At 71.5% G+C, this 19248-nt stretch carries 16 protein-coding genes; 11 read left to right on the top strand and 5 right to left on the bottom strand.

Annotation, left to right across the window (positions count from 1 at the left end):
- Nucleotides 1-109: 109 nt before the first annotated feature.
- A complete protein-coding gene (locus AB0I53_RS10140) occupies nt 110-694 on the top strand; it encodes a malonic semialdehyde reductase (protein WP_358599722.1) in 585 nt (194 codons plus the stop codon).
- 13 nt (nt 695-707) lie between these two features.
- On the opposite strand, the gene AB0I53_RS10135 is transcribed toward AB0I53_RS10140, so the two are convergent.
- A complete protein-coding gene (locus AB0I53_RS10135; RefSeq protein ID WP_358599437.1) occupies nt 708-1706 on the bottom strand; it encodes a hypothetical protein in 999 nt (332 codons plus the stop codon).
- 218 nt (nt 1707-1924) lie between these two features.
- Between AB0I53_RS10135 and AB0I53_RS10130 the strand changes: the two genes are divergently transcribed.
- From AB0I53_RS10130 to AB0I53_RS10120, 3 genes are all read left to right on the top strand, one after another.
- Complete coding sequence (locus AB0I53_RS10130; RefSeq protein WP_358599435.1) at nt 1925-3187, top strand: aspartate aminotransferase family protein; 1263 nt, start codon at nt 1925-1927, stop codon at nt 3185-3187.
- Between the two features lie 470 nt (nt 3188-3657).
- Nucleotides 3658-4167, top strand: coding sequence for an ATP-binding protein (locus AB0I53_RS10125; RefSeq protein ID WP_358599719.1), 510 nt, complete (start codon nt 3658-3660; stop codon nt 4165-4167).
- A gap of 36 nt (nt 4168-4203) precedes the next feature.
- A complete protein-coding gene (locus AB0I53_RS10120; RefSeq protein WP_358599432.1) occupies nt 4204-6027 on the top strand; it encodes a transketolase in 1824 nt (607 codons plus the stop codon).
- Nucleotides 6028-6040: 13 nt separating this feature from the next.
- Here the strand turns inward: AB0I53_RS10120 and AB0I53_RS10115 are convergent, their stop codons facing one another.
- Nucleotides 6041-7216 carry an MFS transporter gene (locus AB0I53_RS10115; RefSeq protein ID WP_358599429.1) on the bottom strand — a complete coding sequence of 392 codons (1176 nt, stop codon included), beginning with the start codon at nt 7214-7216 and terminating at the stop codon, nt 6041-6043.
- Between the two features lie 130 nt (nt 7217-7346).
- On the opposite strand from AB0I53_RS10115, the gene AB0I53_RS10110 reads away from it, so the two are divergent.
- The gene (locus tag AB0I53_RS10110) at nt 7347-7544 is read left to right on the top strand and encodes a DUF2795 domain-containing protein (RefSeq protein WP_358599426.1); all 198 of its coding nucleotides are present in this window, start codon (nt 7347-7349) and stop codon (nt 7542-7544) included.
- A gap of 26 nt (nt 7545-7570) precedes the next feature.
- Here the strand turns inward: AB0I53_RS10110 and AB0I53_RS10105 are convergent, their stop codons facing one another.
- Nucleotides 7571-7849 (bottom strand): DUF3040 domain-containing protein, encoded by a 279-nt coding sequence (locus AB0I53_RS10105; protein WP_358599423.1) that lies wholly within the window; start codon nt 7847-7849, stop codon nt 7571-7573.
- Nucleotides 7850-8074: 225 nt separating this feature from the next.
- Nucleotides 8075-9949 (bottom strand): collagenase, encoded by a 1875-nt coding sequence (locus tag AB0I53_RS10100; protein ID WP_358599420.1) that lies wholly within the window; start codon nt 9947-9949, stop codon nt 8075-8077.
- Between the two features lie 185 nt (nt 9950-10134).
- On the opposite strand from AB0I53_RS10100, the gene AB0I53_RS10095 reads away from it, so the two are divergent.
- Both AB0I53_RS10095 and AB0I53_RS10090 read left to right on the top strand, forming a co-directional pair.
- Entirely contained in the window at nt 10135-11091 is a 957-nt protein-coding gene (locus AB0I53_RS10095) for a LysR family transcriptional regulator (RefSeq protein ID WP_358599417.1), read from the top strand.
- A 79-nt stretch (nt 11092-11170) separates the two neighbouring features.
- On the top strand, nt 11171-12496 hold the full coding sequence (locus AB0I53_RS10090) for an MFS transporter (RefSeq protein WP_358599414.1): 1326 nt from the start codon (nt 11171-11173) through the stop codon (nt 12494-12496).
- On the opposite strand, the gene AB0I53_RS10085 is transcribed toward AB0I53_RS10090, so the two are convergent.
- Nucleotides 12481-13509, bottom strand: coding sequence for an MBL fold metallo-hydrolase (locus tag AB0I53_RS10085; protein WP_358599411.1), 1029 nt, complete (start codon nt 13507-13509; stop codon nt 12481-12483). The genes AB0I53_RS10090 and AB0I53_RS10085 overlap by 16 nt on opposite strands.
- A 606-nt stretch (nt 13510-14115) precedes the next feature.
- Here AB0I53_RS10085 and AB0I53_RS10080 point away from each other — a divergent pair.
- The 4 genes from AB0I53_RS10080 to AB0I53_RS10065 are packed head-to-tail and all read left to right on the top strand — an operon-like array spanning nt 14116 to nt 19082.
- The gene (locus tag AB0I53_RS10080) at nt 14116-15558 is read left to right on the top strand and encodes an APC family permease (RefSeq protein ID WP_358599408.1); all 1443 of its coding nucleotides are present in this window, start codon (nt 14116-14118) and stop codon (nt 15556-15558) included.
- Entirely contained in the window at nt 15555-16832 is a 1278-nt protein-coding gene (locus AB0I53_RS10075) for a glutamine synthetase family protein (protein WP_358599405.1), read from the top strand. Before AB0I53_RS10080 ends, AB0I53_RS10075 begins: the two co-directional genes overlap by 4 nt.
- Nucleotides 16822-17955, top strand: a complete 1134-nt coding sequence (locus tag AB0I53_RS10070) for an amidohydrolase family protein (protein ID WP_358599402.1) — start codon at nt 16822-16824, stop codon at nt 17953-17955. Before AB0I53_RS10075 ends, AB0I53_RS10070 begins: the two co-directional genes overlap by 11 nt.
- A complete protein-coding gene (locus AB0I53_RS10065) occupies nt 17952-19082 on the top strand; it encodes a M20 family metallopeptidase (protein WP_358599400.1) in 1131 nt (376 codons plus the stop codon). The genes AB0I53_RS10070 and AB0I53_RS10065 overlap by 4 nt, the downstream gene beginning before the upstream one ends.
- Nucleotides 19083-19248: the final 166 nt, after the last annotated feature.

Raw genomic sequence — 19248 nt, 5'->3', positions numbered from 1 at the left:
TGAGGACCGGCGAGCGGCCGATCGTCTGGTCGCTGGACGACCGGATGCGCGCGGGCCGTCGCGCCGCCCCACGGAGGTGAGCGACACGACCACGACCGAGTCCGCCGGGCTGGTGCTCGCGCCGGAGGCACAGGACCTGTTGTTCCGCCGGGCCCGCACCGCCAACAGCTTCGCCCCGGAACCGGTGACCGACGCGCAGCTGCGGGCGATCTACGACCTGCTGCGCTGGGCGCCGACCTCGGCGAACACCCAACCGCTGCGCATCACCGCGCTGCGCACCCCGGCCGCCAAGGCGCGGCTGATCCCGCTGATGGCCGAGGGAAACCGCGCCAAGACCGAGTCCGCGCCGGTCACGCTGCTACTGTCGGCGGACCGGCGGTTCGACGAGCACCTGCCCAGGCTTTTGCCGCACGCGCCGCAGATGCGCGAGATGTTCGCCGACCCGCAGGCGCGGGAGGCGGCCGCGGACTACAACGCGACGCTGCAGGCCGGCTACGCGATCCTGGCCATCCGGGCGGCCGGGCTGGCCGCCGGGCCGATGCTCGGCTTCGACCCGGCCGGGATCGACGCCGAGTTCTTCCCGTCCGGGCGGCGGCACGTCGTGCTGGTGGTCAACATCGGCAGGCCCGGCGTCGACCCGTGGTTCGACCGGCTTCCCCGGCTCGACTACGCGGAGGTCGTCGAGACCCTGTGACCACAGTGGACGATCAGTCGGTGAACAGGTCCGGGAGCGGGCGGCGGTCGGCGCGCGGCACCGGGATCGCCGGCGGGTAGCCGATCCGCATCAGCAGCTGCGGCACCCCGCCGAGGCCGAGCTCGACGCTCAGCCCGGCGCGGACCTCCGACAGCCGCAGCGGTTGCGTCATCACCGACGCGACCAGGCCCAGCCGCGTCGCCTCCAGCCAGGCTCGCTCCGCGGCCTCGCCGGCGAGCAGCTGGTCTCGCGGGCCGTCCGTGATCGTGCTGAAGACCAGCACCGATTCCTGCGCCAGCCACCGGGCGATCTGCTCCTGGTCGGGCAGGCGGGTGGCGCCGGTCGCCAGGCCGGTCGCGGACACGCCGCGCGCCGGCAGCGCGTCCTCCGGCAGCCCCTCGTCCGGGATCGGCGCGATCCAGGCGCCCAGCTCGCGCTGGTAGCTCTTGTCGTCGTGGTTGGCGCGCGCGGCGTAGCCGAGCAGGCGCGCCAGCGCGTGCTCCTCCGCCGGTCCTTCCACCCAGGTCGCCTGCGTGGTCGCCGCGGCGACCACGGCGGCGCGCGCCAGGTGCGGGACCGGCCGCCCGGTGAAGGCGGCCCGGAAGCTCACGCGGCGGGCGATGGCCTGGCGGCGCTCCCGGTCGATCGCGGTCGCCGGCAGCCGGTGCGTGCCGATCACCGTCGCATCGCCGTCCCGTTCGGCGTCATCGGCGTGCCACTGGACGTCGACCGCCCAGCCGAGCCCGCGCATCGCGATCGCCAGGTTGGCGACCGCCGCACCGCACGACATCCGCCGGTCGCGGCCGTCCGGATCGTGCTGAACGAGCTCCGGCGTCGAGCGCGGCCGCAGCACGGCGGCGCGCCCCTGCACCCGCAGCGACCAGGGCTGCGTGTTGTGCACGGACGGCGCGCGGCGCACCGCCTCGGCCAGCACCGCCACCTCTTCCGGGGTCCACGGGCGCTCGTCGGCGGCTTCGGGCGACTGGCCGCGGAGCATCGGGAGCCAGGACATGCGTCGATCACCTCCACGCGTCGGCAAACACCACGACAGTGCCGTCGACGGCAGGCCGCCAGCAGAGGAGAAGGTCCCGGCTGTGACCGGTCCCGCACTCACCGCAAGTGATCACCGGTGGCGATCTGGCCAACTCGGTCGGCGAATTTCGGCGTTTTGGCACTGGCGTACCGGCGGGTGCTGCGACCAAGCTGGGCGCGATACCGAAGGAGGACTGCATGTCGACAGCACCGCGCGACACCGCGTTGTGGCACCCGTTCGCGGACATGTTCCAGGTCAAGAACAGCCAGTTCTGCGTCAGCAAGGCCGACGGGGTCTGGATCTACGACCAGGAAGGCCGCCAATACCTCGACGGCACCGCGAGCCTGTGGTACGCCAACGTCGGCCACGGCCGCACCGAGATCGTCGAGGCCGCCGCCGCCCAGATGCGCGAGCTCGAGTCCTACTTCGTGTTCAACGACTTCACCAACCCGCCGGCCGAGGCGCTCGCCGACCGGCTCTCGCAGCTCGCCCCGATGGACGGCGCGAAGATCTTCCTCACCACCGGTGGCGGCGAGTCGATCGACACCGCCGCCAAGCTGGCCCGGCAGTACTGGGCGCAGCGCGGGCAGCCGCAGCGCACCCACATCCTCAGCCGCGGCAACGCCTACCACGGCACCAACGGCATGGGCACCAGCATCGGCGGGATCGAGGCCAACCAGGCCGGGTTCGGCCAGCTCGTGCCGGAGGCCAGCCGGGTCTCCCACGACGACGCCGAGAGCCTGCGGGAGGCCATCGACCGGCTCGGCGCCGACCGGATTGCGGCGTTCTTCGCCGAGCCGGTGATGGGCGCCGGCGGGCTGTACCCGCCGCAGCCGGGCTACCTGGAGGCCGCGGCCAAGATCTGCGCCGAGCACGACATCCTGTTCGTCGCCGACGCGGTGATCTGCGGCTTCGGCCGGGTCGGCAGCTGGTTCGGCGTCGAGCGGTGGGGCCTGCAGCCCGACATGATCACCTTCGCCAAGGGCGTGACCAGCGGATACCTGCCGCTGGGCGGCGTGGTGGTCGCCGAGCGGGTGGCCGAGCCGTTCTGGAACCACCCGGGCCGCCCGTTCCGGCACGGCGCGACCTACTCCGGGCATCCCACGGTGGCGGCCGCGGCGCTGGCCAACCTGGACATCCTGGAGCGCGAGAAGCTGCTGCCGCGGGCCAACGAGCTGGAGCGCCCGCTGCACGACGCGCTGCAGCAGCTCGCCGACCACCCCGCCGTGGCCGAGGTGCGCGGCGGCACCGGCCTGCTCGGCGCGGTCGAGCTGGCGCCGGACGTGCTGGCCGCCGACCCGGGCGCCGTGGGCCGCGCGCAGCTCGCGATCCGCGACCTGGGCGTGATCGTGCGCCCGCTGGGCAAGGCGCTGGCGGTGTCGCCGCCGCTGATCATCAGCGAGTCGGAGATCGACCTGATCGGCAAGGCGATGCGGGAGGGCCTGGATAGCCTCGTGTAACCCGTTCGGGGTGCCCGCGAGCCGCGGGCACCCCGGCGCCGGGCGGTTCCCGATCAGCGGGCGGGAACACGCCGTTGTGGAACCGATACGTACCGGTCTGTACCAACCGCGATTCGTCACGTACGTTTCTGGCCAGACCACTGTGAACGGCTCGCCCGACACTCGGCAGGTTCCGCACGTGGCGCCGAAACGCGCTGCGCCGGAACGGTGTTTCGCCGGAGATCGTCCACAACAGACAGTCAAGGGATAGCGAGAAGATGCACCAAGCCACCTGAGGCGCCGCACCGGGCGACGCCGAGCGGTCGCCGCGTGGTGCGCACGCCGGAGAGATCGACAGGCCAGCCCGGAACCGAGCCGCGAGCGGTGATTCGAGTAGTGCCGCCCCTGTAGACAAGCCACCCGCTCGAGTTGGCAAAATAAGGCTCGCGGGTGAAAGCGCGCAGCGGACGCGGATGGAGGACGACAACCAGGTGAACACCCAGACCGCACAAGTCGACGATCTGCGACTCATCGCGCTGCCCAGCGCGGTGAACTGCACCGAGATGTTCGTCCGGTTCACCCTCGCCGAATGGTCCCTGCGGGAACTGATCGAGGAGACCTCGCAGCTCACCACCGCGCTGGTGACCGCGGCCGTCGACAGCGCGAACCCCGAATCCCCCGGTTTCATCACCGTCCGCCTGCGGCTCAGCGGCGAGAGCCTCGTCACCGAGGTCGAGGACGAGCTGGCGAACGTCCCGCCGGCGCTGGCGCCCGGATTCGCAGGCGGCCGCTGCGGCGCGACTGCCCTGCGCGGTGGCGGCACCCTCGTGTGGTGCGAGCTGCCGCTGCCTGGTGGCGTCTCGGCGAACGCGGTGCCGCTGCCGCGCCGCTCCCGCAACAAGCGCGCCCAGGCCGAGCACCCGGTCGACGAGACGGCCGAGATCGATCCCGAGGTGATCAAGCGCCTGCTCACCGGCCTGAGCAACACCGACCTGACCTGAGTTTCGCCGGGGATGCCTGCGGGCATCTCCCCTGGCATGGACCATCTGAGCAACCGAATCGAGTTGGCGCAGCAGCTGCGGGTCGACTCCGTGCGGGCCAGCAGCGCCGCCGGTTCCGGGCATCCCACGTCGTCCATGTCGGCCGCCGACCTGATGGCCGCGCTGCTGGACGGCCACCTGAGGCTGGACTTCGACCACCCCGAGGATCCGCGCAACGACCACCTGATCTTCTCCAAGGGCCACGCCTCTCCGCTGTACTACTCGTGCCTGAAGGCGGTCGGCGCGATCGACGACGCCGAGCTGCTCACCTTCCGCGAGTTCGGCAGCCGCCTGGAGGGCCATCCGACGCCGGTGCTGCCCTGGGTCGACGTCGCGACCGGTTCGCTCGGCCAGGGCCTGCCGATCGGCGTGGGCCTGGCGCTGACCGCGCAGCGGCTCGACCGGCTGCCTTACCGGGTGTGGGTGCTCTGCGGCGACAGCGAGATGTCCGAGGGATCGATCTGGGAAGCGCTGGAGCACGCCGGGCACGAGCAGCTCGACAACCTGATCGCGCTGGTCGACGTCAACCGGCTCGGCCAGACCGGGCAGACGATGCACGGCTGGGATCTCGACGCCTACGCCACCCGGGCCTACGCCGCCGGATGGCGGGTGCTGCAGATCGACGGCCACGACCCGGAGCAGGTGGAGGCCGCGCTGAAGGACGCCGAGGCCGGCGACGGGCGGCCGGTCGCCGTGCTGGCGGCCACCAAGAAGGGCAAGGGCGTCGCCGAGGTCGAGGACCGGCCGGGCTTCCACGGCAAGGCGCTGGTGCATCCGGAGGAGGCGATCCGCGAGCTCGGCGGCATCCGCGACCTGCGGGTGACCTGCGCGAAGCCGACGGGCGACGAGACGCCACACGTCTTCCCGGTGCCCGGCGGCGGGCTACCGGCGTTCGAGCCCGGCACCGAGGTCGCCACCCGCAAGGCCTATGGCGAGGCGCTGCGCGCGCTCGGCGACCGCCGCGGCGACGTGGTCGCGCTCGACGGCGAGGTGTCGAACTCGACCTTCTCCGAGCTGTTCCGCGACGCCCACCCGGACCGCTACTTCGAGATGTACATCGCCGAGCAGCAGCTGGTCGCCGCGGCGATCGGCATGCAGGTGCGCGGGTGGGTGCCGTTCGCCTCGACGTTCGCCGCGTTCCTCAGCCGCGCCTACGACTTCATCCGGATGGCCGCGGTGAGCCGGGCGAACCTGCGCCTGATGGGCTCGCACGCGGGCGTGTCCATCGGCGAGGACGGGCCGTCGCAGATGGCGCTGGAGGATCTCGCCGAGTTCCGCGCGGTGCACGGCAGCACGGTGCTCTACCCGTGCGACGCCAACCAGACCGTGCAGCTGGTCGCGGAGATGGCCGACCGCGACGGCATCAACTACCTGCGGACGACCCGCGGCGCCACGCCAGTGATCTACGAGCCGGGCGAGGAGTTCCCGGTCGGCGGCTCGCGGGTGGTGCGCGACGGCGACGACGTCACGCTCGTCGGCGCGGGCATCACCCTGCATGAGGCGCTCCAGGCGGCGGAAACGCTTGCGCGGGAAGGCATCCAGGCCCGCGTCATCGACCTGTACTCGATCAAGCCGGTGGACGTCGACGCGCTGCGGCGGGCCGCCGCCGAGACCGGCGGGCTGATCACGGCCGAGGATCACTGGCCGGAAGGCGGCCTCGGCGAGGCCGTGCTCAGCGCCCTCGCGGGCACCGGAGCGCCGGTGCGCGTGCTGGCGGTGCGCGGCATGCCCGGCTCCGGCACGCCTGCCGAACTGCTCGGGCAGGCGGGCATCGACGCGCCCGCCATCGCCCTCGCGGCCCGCGAGATGGTCGCCGTCTGACCACTGTGGACTATCAGGGCATCGACGACAGGGAGAGCAACGCGGCGAGCGCGGCAAGCAGCGCGAACACCACCGAGTAGCCGCCGAACACCTCGGCCAGCGCCGCGCCGCCCCACGGCGACAGCGCGATGGCCACCTGCACGGGCGCGGAGAGCATCCCGTTGAGCCGCCCGAACTGCGCCGCGCCCCAACGATCGCTGATGGCCGTGGCCTGCAACAGGGTGAACATGCCTCGCGTGGAACCGGCCAGCACGGCCGCCGCGATCAGCAACGCCGCCGGACCCGGAATGACGGCCAGCAGCCCGGTCGTCGCCGCGCCGGCCGCGATCACGATCGCCATCCGGCCGCGCGCGGTGGTGTTCCGCGACAGCCGCCCGTAGCCGAGCCGGCCGCAGACCTGCCCGACACCGCCGAGCCCGAGCGCGACCGCGGCCAGGCCGGTCGACTGCCCGCGTTCGAGCAGCAGCGGCACCAGGTTGACCACCACGGCGTAAAGCGCGAAGGCGCCCAAGCTCATCGCCGCCGCGAGCACGATGAAGGCCCGGCTCCGCGCCACCGCTCCCGGATCGCCCTGCCGGGCCTGCTCGGCGCGCGCCACGCGCGGCCATTCGCCGCGCAAGCCGAGCGCATGGGCGGGAATCGTGATCAGCCCGAAGATCACGGCGAGCACGACGACCGTCGTCCGCCAGTCCAGGCGAGCGTTGAGGAGCGCCGTCAGCGGCGCGAACACGGTGCTCGCCAAGCCCCCGGCGAGGGTCACGGCGGTCAGCGCCGCCACCCGCCGCGAACCCCACCACCGCGTCAGCGCGGCGAAGGCGGGCGGGTAGAGCGTGCCGGAGGCGGCGATCCCGACGACGAGCCAGGCGCCGAAGTAGCAGGCGAGGTTCGGCGCGGCGGCGACGCCGATCAGCGCCGGGACCGCCAGCACCGAGCCCGCCGTCATCACCGGGCGCGGGCCCGAGCGGTCCAGCCACCGCCCGACCAGCACGCCGGTCAGCGCCGCGACGATCTGGCACGCCGAGAACGCCGCCGTCAGCACCGCGACCGACCAGCCGGTGTCCGCGCTGATCGCCGGTGCCAGCACGGGAAAGGCGTAGAACAGCACGCCCCAGCTCGTGATCTCCGTGCCGCACAGGACCACCAGGACGCGGCGCCGCGCGGCTTCGCCGAGCCCGCTCACCGCGCTCATCTCGGCGCCTCGCGGCTTTCCACCATTCCCGCCAGCCACATCCGCGCCGTCATCGCCGCGTCGCGTGTGCGTGCCGCGCGGGAGGGGTAGCCGGATGTCGACCCAACCGGCTCGACGGGCGGGGGGAACGATGCCCGTACCCGATCGCGGAGAACTGCTCAGGTTCCTCTGCCACGTGCGCTTCCCGGCCACCAAGCAGGAGATCTACCAGCAATGCGTCGCCCTCGGCGCACCGGCGGCGCACCTGGAACGCCTCCAAAGCCTGCCCGACGGCGTCTTCGTCGAGCCCGACACCGTGCTGCAAGCTCTTCCCCACCCGACGCCGTGAATCATCCATATAGGACAAATCGGCGGTCACTGCTGTCGTTTCCGCCTGGCGTGCCACCAAACCCCGAACGCGCCGGCGGCGGTGCAGAGGGCCAACGCGATCGAGCTCAGCACCAGCCCGCTCAGCAGGCAGAGCAACGCCAGCACCGCGACGAGGGCGAGCACCAGGAACACCAGCAGCCGGCGCATGCCGCCCCAGCTCCGGCCACTGTCGAACCGGGCGAACTTCTCCGCCAGCCGGGGATCACCTGACACCAGCGCGGATTCGATCTCGGCGAGCCTGTCCCGCTCGTGCCTGCTCAACATGATGAGCTCCTAGCTACGTTCCCTTCGACCCCAACGAGGTACCCGCCCCCCACCTGCCTCAAGCCCTTCCAGATTGGCACGCCGGAGTTCGCCGCCCTACGCGGCAGCCGGGTGATTTTCCGGCACGCACAGCGACCGCGGCGATCACTGATCGTTGCCATCGACGCGCGCGAGCGCGCAGCCGGCTCATTGCCGACCGCGCGCTCGCGGTGTGATCGCTATCGGTCAGGGCGTCGAGCAGGCGCCTGCGGCGCACTCGGACAGCCAATTCGAAAAGTCCTGGTCGTAGCTCGAGCCGATGGTGCGGGTGAGGAAGTCGCGCGCGCCGTTCCAGTCACCCTGGCGGTAGTAGTTGAGCACGGTGCCGAGCTCGGCGCGGTGCCGCTCGAACATGTACCGGACCGCGAGATATCCCCACCGGTAGACCCGGTTGGAGTCGGCGTTGTAGGCGGTGTCCCACAACTCGCTCAGCCTGTAGGTGCCCTTGCCGGCCTCGTCGATCGCTTCCTGGTACGGCAGGTTGCGGTAGGAGTAGGAGATGTACTCGCCGACGCCCTCGATCCACCACACCGTGGGCGTGCTGGTCGACGCCGCGAAGTCGCCGTACATGTTGAAGCGCCCGTCGAGGTAGTGCGTGTACTCGTGGTTGAGGTTCCAGATCTCGAAGGTGGGCCGCTGCCATTCGGCCTCGTAGGCGATGAACCGCGGCAGGTTGCCCGGCTTCGTGGGGTCGCCTTCGAGGTACATGCCGCCGTTGTTGGTGCTGATCCCGAAGATCACGCCCGCGTAGGTCTGGTAGTCGGCGCTGGAGTCGAACGCGACCACCTCGATGGTCGTGTTGTTGTCGTCCGCCACCGGCTGGCCGCCGTCCTGGACCTTGTCGTGGAAGAAGGCGTCCTGGCCGGTGAGGCTGGTACAGCTGGCCGCCAGTTCCTCGGCCGCCATCTGCTGAGCGCGGATGCTGATGCTCGGCGAGCAGGTGTGCTTGACGGTCAGGACCGCGTCGGTCAGCCGCTGCTGCAGATCGCAGGTGCCGTATTCGCCGCAGTTCTGCTTGTCGTAGTAGTCGGTCATCTGGGCGACGCTCACCCACAGCGGCGCGGTCGGGCCGGTCATCTGACTGCGGCCGAGCAGGTCCTTGAGCATCGGCCGGACCTTGTCGCGCAGCGCCTCGTGCTGCACGAAGCGCCCGAGCTCGAGGCCCGCGTTGGCGGTCAGGAAGCGGTTCTTGGTGCCGAGCAGGTCGAGGTGCTGCGTCGCGAAGGTGTGCACGGTGTCCACCACGCTCGGGTCGGCGTGGACCGCGTCGACGAAGTCCGGGAACTGGTGCCCGCGGAACAGCACGGTGTAGACGCTGTTGACCGCGTTGACCATCCAATAGAACTGGTCGTAGGACGAGTCGTAGGCGGTGAGCAGCCGCTTGACGACCTCCAGGTAGCGGCCGTTCTCGGTGGAACTGTCGATCAGGATGACCGATTCGGAGAGAATCTGGCCGCTCTCGTCGCTGACCGTTCCGGACTTCGGGTTGCCGAAGAACGCGTCCAGCCCGCCCTGGATCGCCGCCTTGAGCGCCGGCCCGTACTCACCCACGCTTCCCGGGTCGCCCCACTGGACGTAGTACCCGGCGCGCAGGAAGAGCACCAGCTGCAGGGTGTTCGTGCTGTTGTCGCCGGGATAGGCGGCGGCGTTGTCCCGGAGCGCATTGGCGACCGTGACCATCTGCTCTTCCCGGAACGCCCCGTGGGCGTCACCGCCGGTAAGGCGGAACAGCGTGTTGATGCAGTCGGGGGTGGCAGACTGGATCTGACGGACGAGTTCACTTCCGGTATTGCCGGTGAACTGTGACGGATCGCAGTCCGGCGCCTGCACCTCAGCCTGCATCGAAGGGCGCGGCCGGAACGGGAAGTCCTGCATTTCAAAGTACTTGCGCCGCTGGGCGGAGTCGTCCGCGGGCAGCGGCGGGCGGTCCTTGGCCTCCAGCGTGCGGGCCGGGCGCATTTCCGTTGGCGCGGTGGGCTTTTCGGCCGGGCCCGGCGCCGACTGCGCGACGGCGGGCGAAATCAGGGCCAAGACCAGGCTGAGCAGCAGAATTCGAAGCACGGCTGAACGCCGACTTCGGGCAGCACGAGGCAATCTGATCGGCACGTTCGACCTCCTAGCGAGGAAGAAGCGGTCAGGGGGCGAAGCGAGATACCGGTCTCCCGCTCCTGGAACGTGCGCACGCGATGGGAATTCTGTCATCAGAAGGACATCTGGCCCCATAACCGGCGCTATACAGTTCGGCTATGACGATCGAGATCCGGCAGCTCCGGATGATCTGCGCGATCGCGGAAGCCGGCAGCATCACGCGCGCCGCGGCCCGGATGGAACTCACCCAACCGGCGCTTAGCAACCAGCTGCACGCGATCGAACGGATGCTGGGCGCTGAGCTGTTCGTCCGAAGCCGCACCGGCGTCGTGCCGACGGAGTTCGGGCGGCGGACCCTCGATCGCGCCCGGATCGTGCTGTCGGAGGTCGATTCCCTGTTCGGCGGCGCCGGCAGCCCGCCTGCGTCGACCGAGCCGCTGCACCTGGGATGTGCCCATCTCGCGTGCGTTTCGAGCATCGTGGACCGCGTTCAGGCCGCCCCGCTGGGACGTTCGGTCATGCTGCACGTGGAGTCTTCCGCCGCGATGCTGGCCGATTCCCTCGCTCGCGGCCAGTACGACGCGGCTTTGCTGGGCATCGTGGCGGGTTTCGACGTTCCGCTGGAACGGCCGGTCACCAGCCGCGTGCTGATCCCGCGCTATCCGTGCTTCGTCGCGCTGGCCGCCGGCCATCGGTTGGCCGACCGCGACCAGGTGCGGCTGGGCGACCTGCGCGATGAGGCGTGGATCGGGCCGCCCGGCGCCGACGACGGCTCGCTGGCCGCGCTCCGCGCCGCCTGCCTGGAAGCCGGGTTCGAGCCCCAGATCCGCTTCGAGGCGCCCAGCGGCGGCGGCCGGGAGCTGGTCGTCAACGGCCACGGGATCCGGCTGGTGGAGCCGACGTTCGCCGCGCCGCCCGGCACCGTCGTCCTGCCACTGGAAGGAGATCCGCTGGTCGCGCGGCTGGTGGTCGCCTGGCGGCCGGACCGCATCTCCCGGGAGCAGGCGGATCTGCTCTACCGGGAGATCGCCCGGGCATATCTGCTGCACGTCGCGGACAATCCCCTGTTCCACCGCTGGTGGCAGGCCCATCCCGAGATGCACCCGGTCCTCTGAGCCGGTTTTCCCGCTCGCACGGCCGGTTCCACCGAAGGTTGCCCCTGCGCAACCGCGCGAGGTATGACAATGTCCATGATTGAGCCTCGCTACGCATCCTCCGCGCGCGGAATTCCGCGGTGTCCGGCCACTTCCCGAACCGGCCGGTGACCGGGGCGTGGCCATCGACGATGCTCTGAACTCCAGTGCCGCCGCCCAGACCCGGCGGCACGTGCAGCGCCGGACCATCCGGGCGCTGATCTGCTCGCAGATCCTGGCCGGCGCCGGGCTGTCCTCCGGCGTGGTCGTCGGCGCGCTGCTGGCCGAGGACATGCTCGATTCCAAGCGCTGGGCCGGTATCACCAGCGCTCTGTTCACCCTCGGCGCCGCCGTCGCCTCGCTGCTGATCGGCCGGTTGTCGCAACGCGGCGGCCGCCGCAGCGGCCTCTCGGCCGGCTACGCCATCGGCGCGCTCGGAGCACTCGGGATCGTGGTGGCGATCCTGCTGAACAACGCCGCGCTGCTGCTGATCTCGTTCCTGCCGTACGGCGCGGGGACGGCGACGAACCTGCAGGCCCGCTACGCGGGAGCAGATCTGGCGGATCCCGCGCACCGCGGGCGCGCCCTGAGCATCGTGCTGCTGGCGACCACGGGCGGCACGGTGCTCGGCCCGAACCTCACAGAAGTCACCGGCTCAGCAGCAGAATCCGTTGGCCTGCCGGCGTTGTCCGGGCCGTTCCTGCTCTCCGCCGTCGCCTACGGCGCGGCGGCGCTGCTGCTGACCGCGTTGCTGCGCCCAGATCCGCTGCTGACCGCGCGAGCGCTGGCCGCTCAACCGGATTCCGGCCCGGCACAGCTCGGCGGGAACGGGCCGCGCGGCGGGCTGGCGCTCGGCGCGGGCGCGATGGTGCTGACCCAGCTGGTCATGGTGGCGGTGATGACCATGACGCCGATCCACATGCGCGACCACGGTCACGGGCTCGCCGAGACCGGCTTGGTGATCGCCGTGCACATCGCGTGCATGTACCTGCCGTCGCCGCTGACCGGCGCGCTCGCCGACAAGCTCGGCCGACGCGCGGTGATCGCGGCCGGCGGCGTCGTGCTGCTGGCCGCCGGACTCGTCGCGGCGCTCGTCCCGGAGCATTCCGTCGCCGGACTGGCGGTCGGGCTGGGATTGCTCGGGCTCGGCTGGAATCTCGGCCTGCTGGGCGGGACCGCGATGGTCACCGACGCCGCCCCGCTCGCGAACCGGGCCCGGCTCCAGGGCCGGGTGGACCTCGCCGTCTCGCTGGCCGGCGCGACGGCCGGGCTGTCCAGCGGGCTCGTGATGGCCTCGACGAGCTACAGCGCGCTGGCCATCGGCGGCGGCGTGCTCGCCGTGTGCGTGCTGCCGTTCCTGATCCGCATCGGTCAGGCCGGCGAGTAGTGCACGACCCCTTCGACCTTCTCCTTCGCGAGCTTGCCCTGCAGGCTCAGGACGTCCAGGTGAGCGGCGGTTTCCAGCACCGCCATCATCTGGTTGAAGGGATCGCCGAGTTCGTCGAAGCTGCGCTCGCGGCGGGTCCAGGTCAGCGCCCGCGCCGCCTCGTACGCGGTGCTCGCGCCGTTCACCACGACGGCCGCCATCGCGTCCAGCCGGGCGTCGTGGTGGTCGAGCAGCTCGTCGACGCGCTGGTGGACGCTGTCGGTGGCCGGGCCGTGCGCGGGCAGCAGCCGCATGTCGGGCAGCGCGCGGACGAGCCGCAGCGACGCCATGTAGTCGCGCAGCGGAACCTCGCTGGGGGCCTGCTCGAACCCGATGGACGGCGTGATGTGCGGCAGCACGTGGTCGCCGGCGAACATCAGCCCGGCGGCGTCGTCGATGAACACCAGGTGGCCGCGGGTGTGGCCGGGCGTGGCCAGCGCACGCAGGGGCCGGTCGGCGAGCGTGATGTCGGTGGACTCGCCGATCCACTCGTCGGGTTCTTCCCAGAAGTTCGGGCCGCGCGGGCCGTCCTCGCGGGCGGCGATGACCGCGTCGCGCACCGGCTTCGCGCCGCATTCGGCGAGCAGCTCGATCTGCTTGGTCAGCGGCCGGTGCCCGGGGTCCTTCAGGACTTCGATGGTGTGCCGCTCGTCCTCGCCCAGCAGCACCTTGGCGCCGAACTCCTGCCGCAGCGCCACCGCCTGCGTGTAGTGGTCGCGGTGCGCGTGGGTGACCAGGAACCGGTTGATGTCGCCCAGCCCGGCGCCGATCTGGCGCAGCGCGGCGGCGAGCTGCTCGCGCGCCTCGTCCAGCGCCCAGCCGCCGTCGACGAGGGTCAGCGTGTCGCCGTCGGCGATCGCGTAGACGTTCACGGCGCGCAGGCCGTCGCTGGGAAGGGGCAGCGGGATCCGGTGCACGCCCGGCGCGACTTCGTACGCGCCCGGCTCGATCCATTCGTGCCGCGAGTCGCCCATGACCACACCTCCAAGCGCGCCCTGACCTGGGCGGTCCATCAGGAGTACCACACGCATACCAACCAGTCAGTACGCCGACGACCACATCACGGCGCCGGATTCCGGCCCCGCCCGGCCGCCACACCCGGCGTCGCCCCGGCCGCCGCCGGGCACGCGAGGACACGTGAATCGCGGCCGAGCTGGGAAATTTAGCCACGCAAACGGAAGCCGGCAAGCCCGCGAACCGCCGCCCGGATCGTCCACACAGGACACCTCCGGGGGGCCGATGCCGAAATCGTGTCGTTCGTCACGTTCGACCGCTCAGCGCCTCGCAGGCACTCGACAGGGCGCAACGTTTCGGCTGCTCACGGGCCCGTGTGCACTTTGTGTCGCTATAGCAGCACAAAGTACGCACGGGCATCTAGCAGGGCAAACGCCCCACCAGGCGGAGCAATCGCCCCGGAGGCCGCCGACACGGTTCGGCGCCGGCGCGTTCCGGCCAGCGCGAAGCGTGGCATGTTCGTTCCAGAATGAGTTGTTGACTGGCGATATGGAATGGATGTTTCATTCTGTGCCGATGGGTCGCCTGCCGGTGGCTCCGCCGTTCGCCGCCAGCTGGAGCAGCCGTTGCCTGATCGAACCCGCGCCCCGCGCAAGCTGCGCCTGTGGGAGGCCCTGGCCCTGTCGGTGGGCCTGATGGGCCCGACCCTCGCGATGGGCCTCAACGGCGCAGGCGTCGCGGCCACCGCCGGGAAGGCCGTGCCGCTCGTCTTCGTCCTCGGCCTGATCGGCGTCGCCCTGGTCGGCTACGGGTTCTGGCGGCTCACGCAACACTTCAACCACGCCGGATCGGTCTACGCCCTGGCCGGGGCCACGATCGGCCCGCGCGCCGGATTCTTCGGCGGCTTCGCCCTGCTGGGCACCTACCTCTTCTTCCTGACCTGCACGCTCGCCGCGACCGGCGTCTTCGCGCACGCCTTCCTGCAGGCGCTGGGCATCCCGGCGGCGACACCATGGCTGGTCGTGGCGCTGCTCGCCGCCGTGGCGGTCGGCCTGCTCAACTCGCGCGACACCCGCTTCACCGCGCGCACCCTGCTGATCGTCGAGGGCATCGGGATCGTCGCGATGGCGGTGCTGGCGTTCGTGGTCATCGGCCGGGTGGCGGGCGGCTCGGCCCCGCGCGGGCAGACCCTCGACCTGTCGGTCTTCACCGCGCAGGGAACGACTTTCGGTGCGGTCATGACCGCGACCGTGTTCGCCTTCGTGTCCTGGGCGGGCTTCGAGGCGTGCGCGTCGCTGGGCGAGGAAACCGACAATCCGCGCCGGAACATTCCGCGGGCGCTGGTCGGCAGCGTGCTGCTGACCGGGCTGCTGTACGTCTTCGTGATGTTCGCCCAGACCATCGGCTTCGGCACCGACGAGGCCGGCGTCGCGGAGTTCGCCGGCTCCGAGGCCGCCCTCGCGACGCTCTCCGAGCAGTACGTCGGAGCCTGGTTCGCGCTGGTCATCGCGTTCACCGCGGTGGCGTCGGCGTTCGCCTCCGCGCTGTCGTCGTCGGCCGCCGCCGCGCGGCTGGTCTACGCCCTGGCCCGCGACGGCTTCGGCCCCGCCCGGCTGGCCCGGACCAGCCCACGCACCGGCGCACCGACCGCCGCGCTGGCGTTCGTGTGCGCGGTGGCGGCGATCCTGGTGGCGATTGTCGCAGGCTTCGGGGTTTCCGCGTTCGACACGTACTACTGGTTCGCGACCATCGGCGTGCTGTGCATCCTTGTCGCCTACGCCGTCGCCGGTGCCGGGGTCATCGCGTTCACGCTCTCCGGCCGCGCCTCGATCCCCAAGTACGAGATCGTGCTGCCGATCGCGGGCATCGCCTACCTCGGCTTCGTGATCTTCAAGCAGTCGGCCGGTCAACCCGCGCCGTTCTCCTACTTCCCGTGGATCGCCGGGGCCTGGTGCCTCGCCGGTGCCGTCGTGTTGCTGGCCGCCCCAGGGCTGGCCCAGCGCATCGGCGAGCGGCTGACCGCCGAACTCGCCGCCCAGGACCCGCAGGCCGAGAGGAGCGCGCTGTGACCACCGTTTTCGTCGCCACCTGCGATCTCGCCGGGCTGACCCGCGGACGGTCGGTGCCGGCCACCGAGCACGACGCGGTGCTGCGCGGCGGCGTCGGCTGGGTGCCTGCCGATCTGGCGGTGTCGGCGTTCGGCCCGATCGCCCCGGACAACGTCTTCGGCTCGCAGGGCGACCTGCGGCTGCGCCCCGATCCGGCCAGTGGGATCGACATCCCGGCCGACGGCGAGCAGCCGGGCCTGCGCCTGTACCTGGCCGACCAGACGCTGCCCGACGGCGCTCCGTGGCCGTGCTGCCCGCGCACGTTCCTGCGCGACGCGCTGGACGAACTGCGCGCCCGCACCGGTTTCGAGGTCGTCGCGTCGTTCGAGCACGAGTTCGTGCTCTCCGGGCTGCCCGCTTCGGCCCCGTTCTCGCTGCACCGGTTCCGGACCGCCGAGCCGTTCGGCTCGGATCTGGTGCGGCTGCTGGCGGACGCCGGGCTGCGGCCGGAGACGTGGCTGCCCGAGTACGGCGACGGGCAGTTCGAGATCACCCTGCACCCGGATTCCGCGCTGGTCGCGGCGGATCGCGCCGTGCTGCTCAAGGAACTCGTCCGCGACCTGGCCCGGCGACGCGGGCTGGGTGCGAGCTTCGCGCCGCTGCTGGATCCGGACGGGGTGGGAAACGGCGTCCACATCCACCTGAGCCTGCGCGACGCCGATGGCCGGCCGGTGCTCTTCGACGCCGGACGACCTGGCCGTCTGTCCACAGTGGGCACCCGCTTCGCCGCCGGTGTCCTTCGGCACGCGGCGGCGCTGACCGCGTGGACCGCGCCGAGCCCGGTGTCGTTCCTGCGGCTGACGCCGCACCGGTGGAGCGTCGGCGGCGCGTTCCTCGCCGAACGCAACCGCGAGGCGATGCTGCGGATCTGCCCGACCTCGGGCCCCGATCCGGCGGCGCAGTTCAACCTGGAGTACCGGGCCGCCGACGCCACCGCCAACCCGTGGCTCGCGCTCGGCGTGCTGATCCGGGCCGGGCTGGCGGGCCTGACCTCGGATTACGACGAGCCGGTGGTGTGGCCGGAGGAAGCCACCGAGGCCGACCTCGCCGGGGTGCCCGCGCTTCCCGACTCGCTCGAATCGGCGCTGAAAGCACTGGAATCCGACGATGTGGTGCGATCGTGGTTCGACCCGGATCTGCTGGCCACGCAGCTCTCGGTGAAGCGCACCGAACTCGCGCACCTCGACGGACTCGACGACGCGGAACGCACCCGGAGGATCGCGGATGTCTACTGAGGACCTCGCGGCGGCCATCGACGGCCTGCCGCTGGTGGACCACCACGTGCACGGCGCGCTGGCCGGGGAGGTCGACCGGCCGACGCTGGAACTGATGCTCACCGAATCCGACCGGCCGGTGCCGGCGTGGATGACGCAGTTCGACTCGCAGCTGGGCTTCGCCATCCGCCGCTGGTGCGCACCAGAGCTCGGCCTGCCCGCGCACGCCGACGCGGCCGATTACGTGGCGCGGCGGGAAGAACTCGGCGCCGCGGAGGTCACCCGGCGGCTGCTGGCGGCCAGCGGCATCGGGCGCTACCTGGTCGAGACCGGCTACAAGGGCGACGAGATCCTCTCCCCCGGCGAGATGGCGTCGGCCTCCGGCGTCCCGGCCGACGAGGTGGTGCGCCTGGAGGCCGTGCTGGAGGACCTCGCGCGCAGCGGGGTGAGCGCGGCCGAGCTGCCGTCGCGGTTCCCGGAGGTGCTCGCGGAGCGCACGGTCGATGCGGTCGGGCTCAAGAGCATCGTCGCCTACCGCTACGGCTTCGACTTCGATCCGGAACGCCCGTCGGAGGCGGAAGTCGTTGCCGCCGCCGGGAACTGGCTGCGGTCGGGCGCCACCAGGGTGGACGACCCGGTGCTGCTGCGGTTCCTGCTCTGGGCGGGCGTCGACCGGGGGCTGCCGTTGCAGCTGCACGCCGGGTACGGCGATCCCGACGTCGAGCTGCACCGCTGCGATCCGCTGCTGCTGACGCGGTTCATCAAGCTGGTCGAGCCGTCCGGGGTCGACCTGATGCTGCTGCACTGCTACCCGTTCCACCGCAACGCCGGCTACCTGGCCCAGGTGTTCCCGCACGTGTACTTCGACGTGGGGCTCGGGGTGAACTACAGCGGCGTCCGCTCCTCGGCGGTGGTCGCCGAGTCGCTGGAGCTCGCGCCGTTCGCGAAGATCCTGTTCTCCTCCGACGCCTGGGGCCCGCCGGAACTGCACCACCTCGGCGCGATGCTGTGGCGGCGGGGAATGCGCAAGGCGCTTTCGGAGTGGGTCGAGGCCGGCGAGTGGTCCGAGCCGGACGCGATCCGGGTGGTCCGCATGATCGGCCAGGACAACGCGCGCCGCGTCTACCGGCTGGACCAGCGGTGAAGCGGTTGCTCGCGGAGCTGGAGCGCCAGCTGGAGTCTGCAGTGGACATCCGCCACCGGATCCACGCCCAGCCCTGCGTGTCCGGCGGCGAAGGGCCCACCCTGGAGCTGGCGCTGGCGAATCTGCCGGGAGCGGTGACCAGGATCGGCGACACCGCCGCGGTCGTGCGGATCGGCGGCGAAGGCCCGGCCGTCGCGGTGCGAGCGGAGCTCGACGCGCTCGCGATCACCGAGCGAACCGGTGTCGACTGGGCATCGCGGCACCCCGGTGCGATGCACGCGTGCGGCCACGACGTGCACCTCGCCGCGCTGATCGCGCTCGCGCGCGCCGTCGATGCGGTCGGCGGCCCGACGCCGCTGCTCGCGGTGCTGCAGCCGCGCGAGGAAACCTATCCTTCCGGGGCGAAGGAGATCGCCGAAAGCGGTGTCCTGCAAGCAGAGCAGTGCCGTTCGGTGATCGGTGCGCATGTGCAGCCGCTGCTGCCCGCGGGGACGGTGTCGTGCACGCCGGGCGTGGTCAACGGCTCGTCGGACGAGTTCACGCTGACCGTGCGCGGCGAGGGCGGGCACGCCGCGTACCCGCACCGCACGCGCGATCCCGTGGTGGCGCTCGCGCACGTGATCGTCGCGTTGCAGAGCATGATCAGCCGGACCATCGACCCGATGGCCTCGGTCGTGCTGAGCGTGACGACCCTGACGGCGGGCACGGCCGCGAACGTCGTTCCCGGGCAAGCCGTCGCGCGCGGCACGGTGCGCGCGATGACGACGGCCGATCGCACGGATGTCCACAAGAGACTGATCGAGGTCGCCGACCTGACCGCCCGCTCGCACGGCTGCTGCGCCGAGGTCGAGTTCGTGCACGGCGAGCCGGTCCTGGACAACGACGCCGAGCTGGCGAAGGCGACCGCCCCGCTGCTCGGCACGCTGGGCCTCCAGGTCTCCGACGACCTGCGCTCGGCCGGGTCGGACGACTTCTCCTACTTCTCCGAGCTGTTCCCGTCCCTGATGATGTTCGTCGGCACCCACGGCGGCGCGGAGCAGCTCCACTCCCCCACGTTCCTCCCGCCGGACGACCGGATCCGCGACGTCGCCCGCGCAATGCTCGCCGGCTACCTCGCCACCACCTGAAGCCGGACCAGGTCCGGGGCCGTGAGTCTTTTGGGTCGCTATAGAACCTGTTTCCAAACTCGTCCTGCGTAGCGGTGCGGGTGGCGGCCCCCCTGCGGGAGTCACCGCGGTCTTCTCGCTGTGGGATCCCCGACACACGTATGACCAATACGACGCGTCGGGGCTG

The sequence above is a fragment of the Saccharopolyspora sp. NPDC050389 genome, from assembly GCF_040655595.1.
Taxonomy (GTDB): domain Bacteria; phylum Actinomycetota; class Actinomycetes; order Mycobacteriales; family Pseudonocardiaceae; genus Saccharopolyspora.
This window is presented reverse-complemented; position numbering and strand designations above follow the sequence as displayed.

Bases quoted from the DNA above. Each gene is read 5' to 3' on its own strand.
- AB0I53_RS10135 (WP_358599437.1), bottom strand. From the start codon at position 1,706: ATGTCCTGGCTCCCGATGCTCCGCGGCCAGTCGCCCGAAGCCGCCGAC.
- AB0I53_RS10130 (WP_358599435.1), top strand. From the start codon at position 1,925: ATGTCGACAGCACCGCGCGACACCGCGTTGTGGCACCCGTTCGCGGAC.
- AB0I53_RS10120 (WP_358599432.1), top strand. From the start codon at position 4,204: ATGGACCATCTGAGCAACCGAATCGAGTTGGCGCAGCAGCTGCGGGTC.
- AB0I53_RS10115 (WP_358599429.1), bottom strand. From the start codon at position 7,216: ATGAGCGCGGTGAGCGGGCTCGGCGAAGCCGCGCGGCGCCGCGTCCTG.
- AB0I53_RS10110 (WP_358599426.1), top strand. From the start codon at position 7,347: ATGCCCGTACCCGATCGCGGAGAACTGCTCAGGTTCCTCTGCCACGTG.
- AB0I53_RS10105 (WP_358599423.1), bottom strand. From the start codon at position 7,849: ATGTTGAGCAGGCACGAGCGGGACAGGCTCGCCGAGATCGAATCCGCG.
- AB0I53_RS10095 (WP_358599417.1), top strand. From the start codon at position 10,135: ATGACGATCGAGATCCGGCAGCTCCGGATGATCTGCGCGATCGCGGAA.
- AB0I53_RS10085 (WP_358599411.1), bottom strand. From the start codon at position 13,509: ATGGGCGACTCGCGGCACGAATGGATCGAGCCGGGCGCGTACGAAGTC.
- AB0I53_RS10070 (WP_358599402.1), top strand. From the start codon at position 16,822: ATGTCTACTGAGGACCTCGCGGCGGCCATCGACGGCCTGCCGCTGGTG.